This window comes from Synechococcus sp. B60.1, assembly GCF_047462555.1.
In the GTDB taxonomy this organism is placed as follows: Bacteria; Cyanobacteriota; Cyanobacteriia; order Thermostichales; family Thermostichaceae; genus Thermostichus.
This window is the reverse complement of sequence record NZ_JANSJN010000093.1, coordinates 1-8,933: the sequence shown is the minus strand read 5'-3', so window position 1 is coordinate 8,933 and position 8,933 is coordinate 1. Positions and strand designations below refer to the sequence as shown.

Sequence of the window (8,933 nt, the reverse complement as noted above, 5' to 3'; positions counted from 1 at the left end):
ATTGTAACAACTTCTGGGAGGCTGGGCAGGGATCCGGATGGGGAAGCGGCCTGTCTGGATCAAAACCGTGCTGAAGGGGTTAGGGCTCAGGATCCCTTGAAGCGGCTGAGGGCAAAAGCGCAGATTTGCAGCAGCCGCAGCCCGTCCCGCACATGTTGAATGTTGGAGCGGCCATAGGTTCTGGGGAAGTAGCGCACGGGGATGTCCAGGATCTTAAGGGTGCGCTTGGCCGCCCCTAGCAACAGGTCAAAATCCCCAAACGGGTCAAAATCTCCCCACTCTTGCCGCAGCTTGACAATCTGCCAATAGTCCTCCCGCCACAGGGCCTTGGTGCCGCAGAGGGAGTCTTTGATGCGGATGCCGAGAATGTGGGAGAGGAGAGCGGCAAAAAAACGATTGGCCCACTGGTTAAGACGCGGCATTGCTTCTGGTTTCAGGGGATAGACCAGGCGGCAGCCGTTGGCAAAGTCGCACCGCCCGGAGGCCACCGCCCGGAAAAACTTGGGGAGGTCTTCCGCCTGGACGGTCAAGTCGGCGTCGAGAATGATCAGCACATCGCCACTGGCTGCGGCAAACCCCTTGCGCACCGCATCTCCCTTGCCCTTGCCCTCTTGCCGGAGGGCCCGGATGGTGCGGATCCCTTGGTATTCGGCCTGAACCCGCTGGATCTCAGCCCAAGTGTCGTCGCTGGAATGCCCCTCCACAAAGATGATCTCGGTTCGGGATCCCATTTCGGGCAACTGCTCCACACAGCGGCGGATGTTGCCTGCCTCGTTGCGAGCCGGGATCACCACCGTGCAAGAAGGTTGCTCCTCAGGGGGGGGATCCCAGGTGGGATCGGGCTGGAGGCGGGCGATCGTGTATTCAGTCAGGCAGAGGGCGTTGATCCCGGGTAAGGGGGCAATGAAGCGGTTGATCAGCGTCGAAAGCAATGGGATCCGCCGCGGCAGCAACAGCCGCTTGCCCTGCTGAATGACCTCGTACCCTGCCAGGTGCAGCAAATTGGCCACGTCACCTGCCGAGAGCCAGTTGGCTGCCGGCAAGGGCATGCGCTGCTTGAGGACAGTCGCCAGGCCCAGCAGCGGCTCCCAGAGGGGGTTGTGGTAAGAGAGGAGCAGGCGAGTGCGCGGGGTACAAAAACGGCGCAACTGCTCAAGAACCTGCTGAATATCCGTCAGGTAGCCCAGGGTATTGACGAGCAAAATAACGTCAAAGGGCTCCGCTAAGACGGGATCCTGCTTGTCCAGCGTGTGGGCATCCCGAACCCGAAAGTGAAGGTGGGGAAACTGCCTCTGCGCCTGGGCAACAATCTCCGCGTCCCAGTCAATCCCCACCCCAAAACTGGGCTGCAAAGCATTGAGCAGGGATCCGGTGCCGGAGCCGATTTCCAGAATGCGCAGGCCTGGAGGAACGAAGAAGCGGTGTAGCCGCTCCAGATCCTCGTGGTAGTAGCGGTTTTTTTGCCGCCAGTAATGCAGGGGGTGGGTCAACGCTCCCAGGATGTCGCTAGATCAGCTTTTGATCATAAGGGGCGATGGGCGATCCGCAGACAAGCCCTGGCGAGCGGGAGACTCAGCGACGACGCACCCTATCTCTTTGGCTGACGAAGACAATGGCGCCGAAGAGAAGCCCTAGCACCACTGCGCCGTACACCAAGCTCCAGAGAAAGTTAGCAAGTGAGGGAGTCATAAGTTTCCTCCTCCTGCGAATAGCAACTACCCAACTATTCCCTGATTATACCGATCTTTGTCGCCCTTCCCCGGCCCGATCGTTTCCTCCAAGGACAGGTACCTTGCCGGTTATTTTGTTTGGTATTCTAGGGGCACCTCCACTAGGGTTTGGCTGGTGCCGGCAAAGGGGTTGTCTGGGGTTAAGAAGAGCATACAGTGACATTCTTTTCGCTCGCGCATTGGCACGCAGGGGCAGTTCCAATAGCCGGCTTTCACTTCCGCCTCTTTGTCTTCGTAAAAGCGGCAGGGACAGAGCGGAGCGCCCAATTGCTCTTTGTGCAGAGCCAAGCCTTCGATCACTGCTGTCGTAATCGTAGGATCGGAGCAGAAAAAAGTGTCGGTACGTTTGGCGTAGGTTTCTGCGAAATGCCGCATCACCTCGAAGGTCTTCTGGGAGGCCTTGTTGTAACCACGACTTTCCATGACGCTTCCTAAAGGGTGGAACTAACGAATAGCAATGGAGCTTACAGCTTTTCCCAGCAACACTGAGTGACGCTCATACCAATCAGATGCTTCTTTTGCATGACAGGGATCCCACCCCTCCACGGGATTCTCACAGAGGCGGAGAAAGCTGTATCTCGCTCTTCGTTGTACTGCAGACTTTTAGACAAGACAAATCGTAGCTGCCTTGCTGTTACACAAGGCAACATTAGATTCGGCAAGTTCGATTGAGCAAGAGCCAGCCTCAGTGTACTCTACCAGAGAATGCTTGCCGGGATCCCTTGCCTCAAGGCACCACCAGCACCGGGCAAGGGGCGAGGTCGATCACCCGGTGGCTGACGGAGTTGTTCCGCCCCTCCGCAGACAAGCTGAGGCCACGGGATCCCATCACGATCAGGCTGATCTCCAGCTCGTCTGCCACATCGCAGATGACAAAGGGCACTTTTCCCTCGCGATACTCGCTCTTGACGCTGCTAATGCCAATTTGCTGGAGGCCCAGCTCCGTCTGTTTGAGCAGGTTCTGGATGTTCTGCCGGGCTTGTTCTGCCCGCTCCGCGTCCAGCTCCGCAGCATCCAGAACCGAGAGCAGGTACACCTGACTTTTGTAGCGCTGCGCTATGTCTGCCACTAAGGGCAAGGCGTGGCTGGTCTCACGCGAGTTGTCGATGGGAAAGAGCAGTTTGTCGAACATAGTCGCGGATCCCACAGTCAAGCCCATTCCCTATCCAAGTCGGGGGGCCGGCCTCATTCTATCAATTTTACCGGCAGCTCAATGGCCTCCTTCCACCCCTGCCCGTTTTTCTGTTGTGAGGGGCTCGACCTGGGCGGCAAACGGAGCTCCTCCAGTGTTTGAATGAGCGGCCATGTCCATCATCCCGCGAAGATCCAGCCGCCTTAGGCCATGCTGGGCTGAAGTTTGCGCAGTTCCTGCCAAAAATCCATGATTTTCAGATTGACCAAACTTGGAAAAGAATAATGAAAAAAGTGTCGCCCTCCAGGGCAAAGCCACATTTGATCCCCCGGCTTTAAGTGGTTTTTCCACTTCTCGAGCGCAGCAGGATCCACAATGGGGTCATCCTTGCTGGCGCAAACCAACATCGGCACCGAAACTTTCCGAGCTGGAATCGCTATCACCTGAAATAGGGAGTGAGGTATGGGGGAAGTATCTAAGTCTTTAGCCAGAGCATAGGAGAGTGAGCGCGCTCGCCACTGTTCTGAAGTGGGCAGAAGGCTCTGGGCTATACGCACCAGGAGCTGTTCTCGGCTACAGAAAAACATTTTTCGTTGCAGGTAGAAATGGGCGTGCCAGGTAGCGGCAGGCTGATCGGACACTGCCAGCAGGGTCAGAGACCGTACCCGTTGGGGATAGTGGCACGCGAAAAGATAGGCGACCACCCCGCTCAAGCCATGGCCGATGAGGTGCACCGGTCGATCCCAAGCCTTCAGGTATTCGTATAGTAGCGTCACGACTGTCTCTAAACTACAGGGCTCATCCTGGGTTTGGTGATACTCCCAGTAGGCCACACGGAAACATTTTCCCAGGGATCCCAGCAAAGGCCGGTCGAAAAGCTTGAGACTGGGAGAAACACCCAAATAAAGTGCCTCAAAAGAGAGCGCGGAAGCGGAACCTAAACTCATTTTGGCCGTCCCATTTCGACTGTCGAAAGATTGAAGCCGGTGGCTGACAAAAGCTTCACAAACAAGAGTTCTAGAAATCGGCAGAACTATCCAAACCGGGCAGATCGGGACAGAGAGGAGGGGATGAGGATCTCCCCTCCCCTGCTTTGAGAAGCCTCAACCCTGCTTTACAGCCCCGGCAAAATCTGGGCTACCACATCGCCGCTGCTCAAGAGCATGTAGGCAAACAGGGCACCGCCAACACCGCCCACCAGAAACCCTCCGGCCAACTGGCTCCAACCGGCGCGGGTGCGCAAGTTTTCGGGCAAGTCCTCCGAGCTTGCCGGCAGGCGCACCGGCTGAGGGGATCCCTGCGATTCCGCCATCAGTTGCACCCCTGGCGTCGGATAGGCCACCTCGCCGTAGGGGGTATTGACCACCGCCACCAGCCGCGAGCGCGGAAAGGACACCCGTCCGTAAACCGAGAGACAAACCGTCAGGATCAGCACCAGGCCGATGGTCGCCAGCGTCCCTGCTGTCAGGGCCTGCTCCGAATCCCGCAGCGGACTTAGCTTGTAAAACGGCCCCACCAGAAAGTACCCATGGGCCATGCCAATCTCCAAGCCACGCAGAAAGGGCGACAAGCCCTCCCGGTAGATGGGCAGGTTTTGCAGCAGCAGCAGGGTGAGATCCCCCTGGTTTACCGGCGTCTCCCAGTTGCCCACCTGCGGATCTGTGGCTCGCACCCAGCCCCCGCGCTGGAAGTCAAAGCCGTTGGCTGCCGCCCGCGCCCGGATGGCATGCCAGATGTGCCCTGCCAAAAACAGGATCCCCAAGACAAAGTGGGCTGTGGCCAACCAGGTGCGGCTGCTCACCACACCCATCTCGTCGGCAGCCAGCTCCAGCGGCCCGTAGAAAGCCACCGGATAGGCAATCTCGTTGACGCTGACAAAATAGGCCGCCAAGATGCCCATGTAGGCCAGGGCCCCCAGGCTGTAGGAGAGGTAGGGTTCGCCCGAGTAGATCAGGATCTGCTTGGCCCAGGCAGAGGGCCGTGTGGCTATGTGCCACCATCCCCCCAAGACGCAAAGCAGGCCAACGTAGATGTGCCCTCCCACCAGATCTTCTAGGTTATCCACAGCAGCCATGCCCTGCTGGCCCATCAGCGGCGTCAGGTAGGCGAAGATCCGCAGCGGATTGAGGGTGGGATCCGTTACCACCCGTACGCGGCCCAGGTGAGCATCGTACAGCCCTCCCCAGAAGAGCGCTTTGGCCACCAGCAACCAAGCCCCCAGCCCCAACAGCAGCAGGTGGATCCCCAGGATGGTGGTCATCTTGTCGTCGTCTTCCCAGTCGTAGCCGAAAAACTGGGCCAAGGTTTCTCCTTTGGGCAGCACCTCCGGCCCCAAAAGGGCATGGAAGATCCCTCCTGCCCCCAGCACCGCCGAGGCAATCAGGTGCAGAACGCCCACCACAAAAAAGGGATAGGGATCCGTGGCCACCCCCTCTGCATTAACGCCGATACCCAACGTGGCCAAATGGGGCAGCAAGATCAGCCCTTGGCTGCCCATGGGCTGAGCCGGATCCCAGTGGGCCACCTCAAACAGGGTCATGCCGCCGGCCCACAGCATGATCAACCCCGCATGGGCCACGTGGGCCCCCAGCAGCTTTCCGGACAGATTCACCAAGCGAGCATTGCCTGCCAACCAACTGACCTGAGGGGATCCCTCAGCAGAGGTAGGTGATGAAGATAGAACTGCGCCAGTCATGACAAACTCCCACAGTATCCACAACAAGTTAAGAAGCCGGGTTTGAGATTACAGATTGAAGAGTGTTTTGAGTTTGGCCGTCCACTCTTTAATTCGTTTTTCCGTCAGCTCCGGCTGATTGTCTTCATCCAGGGCAAGGCCGACAAACTCACCGTTAACCACTCCCTTGGACTCATTGAACTCGTAGCCCTCTGTGGGCCAGGAGCCGACATTTTTGCCGCCACGCTCGGCGATTTTTTGGGCCAGGATCCCCATGGCATCTTGAAAGTTGTCGGGATAGCCTAACTGATCCCCAACTCCAAAGTAGGCCACCGTCTTACCGGAAAAATCGATTTCATTCAAATTGGGAAAAAACCCATCCCAATCGGCCTGCAGCTCCCCAATGTTCCAGGTTGGACAGCCGATAATTAAGTAGTCGTACTTCTCAAAGTCCTCAATACTGGCCTCGGCAATGTTGATCAAATCCACATTGTCTTCGCCCAGCTCTTTTTGAATCATCTCAGCAGCTCTTTCGGTATTTCCGGTTTGAGTGCCGAAAAATAGACCTATTTTTGCCATTGCTCCTACCTCGAAACTGCAAGTGCAAAGCCCAAAATTAGATGGCCAGATTGTCGTTAGACCTGCTGCGCAGCAAGCTCTACTCTGCCAGTACGGAAATTGAATCCTCGTGCTTTTAGGGCATGGAAAAGGTGACCCTGAAGGAAGAAAAAGGCCAGCCAAAAGTGAGCATTGGCCAGCCAAACCCTAGGTGTGAGAGCCCCCCCTTGCTCAAAAAAGGGATAGCGATCCAAGCCCACCCGCAGCAGCGGCCCATAGAAAACTTCAGGATAGACGACGGGATTGACGGCAACCCAATAGGCGGCAATAAACCCCATCAAGGCCAAAGCTCCCAAGCTGTAGGAAAGATAAGCTTCCCCAGACCAGACAAAAATCCGTTCTGCCCAGGCAAAAGGCTTGGTCACGATATGCCAAATCCCACCTGCCACCAGGAGCAGGCCCAGCCAGAGGTGGCCGCCCACCACGTCTTCCAAAGTGTCCACCCCGGCTATCCAATGGCGACCTTCCGTGCCCAGCAGGTGGCCAAAGGGGTTCCAGTTGGGAGCCACTAGGCGCACTTCTCCCGCCACCGGGTCGAACAACCCGCCAAACACCATTGCCTTGAGCACCAAAAGCCAGGCTCCCAGGCCCAGCAGCACTAGGTGGATCCCTAGGATGGTGGTCATTTTGTCTTTGTCTTGCCAGTCGTAGCTAAACAGGGGAAAAGCTTTGGGATCCAGCACCGCCGGCCCGCGCAGGGCATGAAAAATGCCCCCAAACCCCAAAAAGGCAGAGCTGATGAGGTGGATCGCTCCCACCGCAAAGTAGATATCCGTATCCAAAACTTCCCCGCCGGATCCCACCCCCAGCCCCAAGCTGGCCAGGTGGGGCAAGAGAATGAGTCCCTGCTCATACATCGGTCGGCTGGGGTCAAACTTAGCCAACTCGATCAGGGTCATCGCCCCTGCCCAGAGAACGATCAGCCCGGCATGGGCCACATGCGCCCCCAGCAGCCGGCCAGAAAGAACGGTCAAACGGGCGTTGCCCGCCCACCAGGGGATCTGGTGTTGCGAGCTAGATCCCCCTTCTTGCTTCGGTATCGTCGCTGTCATCTTCGCTCCTCTTGTGTTTCTAAACAAGCTTGCTTGGGAAAAGGCCAGAGACTTTGCCCCAGGCCCGCCTCTGGCCGCACGGACACATCCTTTCGAGACACGCAACCAACTATTGAGATTAAGTCTCAATAGCAAGCTGTGACTCACTCTAGGCTTCTTGAGAGAAGATATCAATATACCTGGGGTTAAATTTTGTTAAAATCCAGGTTAACTTCACCTTCCACAGCTTTTGTGCGCGGCAGTTGTCCCTGAAGGGTTGGGCCTAAGCGAGGGATCCCGTGGCAACCGGTGGTAAAAAATCTCTCTTTTCTTAAGATTGAGTCTCAATAGCTAGGTTACAATCAAGCCAAAGTTGGCCAAGCCGAGGGGTAAGGAGCCCAGAGGAGATGTCGAGATATCTGAAGCTGTGGACGGGGATAGGGCTTTATGTTCTGGTTAGCGGGGCTGCTTGCGGGGAAAGCCAAAAGGATCCACCGGCCCTGAGCCAGGCCTCGCCCCAGCAGGCGGCTCAAATGAACCCAGAGTGTCGGCCCATCCCGGTGGATGGCGGCGGCGAGGGTGGGGAAGGGGGAGAAGAAGGAGCGGGCTCTGGCCGGCCAGCCGTTGTGCTCTCTCCTGAGCAGCGGTTTCAGGATCGGCAGATTTTGATCGACTTTGCCGATCAGGTGGTGATCCCTGCCTATGAGCAGTTGGCCGCCGATACCCAGGCCCTGTCTCAAGCCATCCAGGCCTTCGTGCAAGATCCCAATTCCCAGACTTTGCAAGCGGCTCGCCAGGCTTGGTCTGTTGCCCGTCTAACGTGGGAGGAGAGCGAGGCTTTTGCCTTCGGGCCGGCGGCCTCCTTGGGGCTAGATGCGGATTTGGACGAATGGCCCCTGAACGAGGTGGAGGTGCTGGAAGTTCTCAACAGCGGCGATCCCCTCACTCCAGAGACCGTGGCCGAGTTGGAAAGCGGGCAAAAGGGATTTCATGCCGTGGCCTTCCTGCTCTTTGGCGTGGATAACAATAAGTCCTTGCAAGACTTTACCGAGCGGGATCGGGAGTACTTGGCTGCCCTTGGCCCGGTTTTGGCGGATACGGCGGAAAAGCTACTCAAGAGCTGGACAGAGGGCGTGCAAGGGCTGCCTGCTTTTCGCGAAGAATGGGTGAAAGCCGGGGAGGGCAGCAAGAGCTACCTGACGCTGCAAGCTGCTGCTGAAGAAATAGCCCAAGGTATTCTCAGCATGTTGGACGAGCTGGGCAAGGTCAAAATTGGCGAAGCCTTCGCCCGGCAAAATCCCTTTCTCTTGGAAAGCCGCTTTGCCCACCATTCGCTGCCGGAGTTTCAGGCCAACCTGCGCAGCGTCCAATATGCTTACTTGGGTGGATTTAGGGATAGAAAAGGTCGCGGCCTCAGCCAATTTGTCCGGGACATCAACCCCAATTTGGATAGTCAAATTCAGTCGGAGTTACAAGCAGCAGCGGCGGCTCTCCAGGGGATCCCTGACCCTATCGAAAAAAGCCTTTGCGATGCCAATGCCCGTGGATCTATTACCGCCGCTATGGAAAAAATTGAAGACGCTTTCGATAACTTTGCTCAGGAAGTTGTGCCGCTTCTGCAGCAGTAGGAAAGTCCGAAAAGAGTTGAGTTGCCGCTATTTTGATAGCCTATGCGTCGTCTTCTCCAGATGTTCATGCTGGGATTGGCCTCTCTTTGGGCAGCGAGCTTTCTGGCTTTTCCCGCCGGC

The 8,933-nt window shown here is 57.0% G+C and carries 9 protein-coding genes and 1 pseudogene; 1 reads left to right on the top strand and 9 read right to left on the bottom strand.

Annotation, left to right across the window (positions count from 1 at the left end):
• Window positions 1-86: 86 nt before the first annotated feature.
• The 9 genes and pseudogenes from NW863_RS10375 to NW863_RS10335 form a co-directional block, all read right to left on the bottom strand.
• Window positions 87-1,490, bottom strand: a complete 1,404-nt coding sequence (locus NW863_RS10375) for a glycosyltransferase (protein ID WP_414366176.1) — start codon at window positions 1,488-1,490, stop codon at window positions 87-89.
• An 82-nt stretch (window positions 1,491-1,572) separates the two neighbouring features.
• Window positions 1,573-1,689 (bottom strand): photosystem II reaction center X protein, encoded by a 117-nt coding sequence (locus NW863_RS10370; RefSeq protein WP_011431389.1) that lies wholly within the window; start codon window positions 1,687-1,689, stop codon window positions 1,573-1,575.
• Between the two features lie 110 nt (window positions 1,690-1,799).
• The gene (locus NW863_RS10365) at window positions 1,800-2,153 is read right to left on the bottom strand and encodes a ferredoxin-thioredoxin reductase catalytic domain-containing protein (protein ID WP_414366174.1); all 354 of its coding nucleotides are present in this window, start codon (window positions 2,151-2,153) and stop codon (window positions 1,800-1,802) included.
• 304 nt (window positions 2,154-2,457) lie between these two features.
• Window positions 2,458-2,862, bottom strand: coding sequence for a universal stress protein (locus tag NW863_RS10360; protein ID WP_414333698.1), 405 nt, complete (start codon window positions 2,860-2,862; stop codon window positions 2,458-2,460).
• 203 nt (window positions 2,863-3,065) lie between these two features.
• Window positions 3,066-3,809 carry an alpha/beta fold hydrolase gene (locus tag NW863_RS10355; RefSeq protein WP_414349128.1) on the bottom strand — a complete coding sequence of 248 codons (744 nt, stop codon included), beginning with the start codon at window positions 3,807-3,809 and terminating at the stop codon, window positions 3,066-3,068.
• A 167-nt stretch (window positions 3,810-3,976) separates the two neighbouring features.
• Complete coding sequence (locus NW863_RS10350) at window positions 3,977-4,534, bottom strand: photosystem I reaction center subunit XI (RefSeq protein WP_414366179.1); 558 nt, start codon at window positions 4,532-4,534, stop codon at window positions 3,977-3,979.
• A 9-nt stretch (window positions 4,535-4,543) separates the two neighbouring features.
• A pseudogene (locus NW863_RS10345) lies at window positions 4,544-5,557 on the bottom strand (chlorophyll a/b binding light-harvesting protein); the annotation flags it as partial.
• A 48-nt stretch (window positions 5,558-5,605) separates the two neighbouring features.
• The gene (gene fldA / locus NW863_RS10340) at window positions 5,606-6,115 is read right to left on the bottom strand and encodes a flavodoxin FldA (RefSeq protein ID WP_414366173.1); all 510 of its coding nucleotides are present in this window, start codon (window positions 6,113-6,115) and stop codon (window positions 5,606-5,608) included.
• 56 nt (window positions 6,116-6,171) lie between these two features.
• A complete protein-coding gene (locus NW863_RS10335; protein ID WP_414366171.1) occupies window positions 6,172-7,206 on the bottom strand; it encodes a chlorophyll a/b binding light-harvesting protein in 1,035 nt (344 codons plus the stop codon).
• A 386-nt stretch (window positions 7,207-7,592) separates the two neighbouring features.
• Between NW863_RS10335 and NW863_RS10330 the strand changes: the two genes are divergently transcribed.
• The gene (locus NW863_RS10330) at window positions 7,593-8,813 is read left to right on the top strand and encodes an imelysin family protein (protein ID WP_414333707.1); all 1,221 of its coding nucleotides are present in this window, start codon (window positions 7,593-7,595) and stop codon (window positions 8,811-8,813) included.
• Window positions 8,814-8,933: the final 120 nt, after the last annotated feature.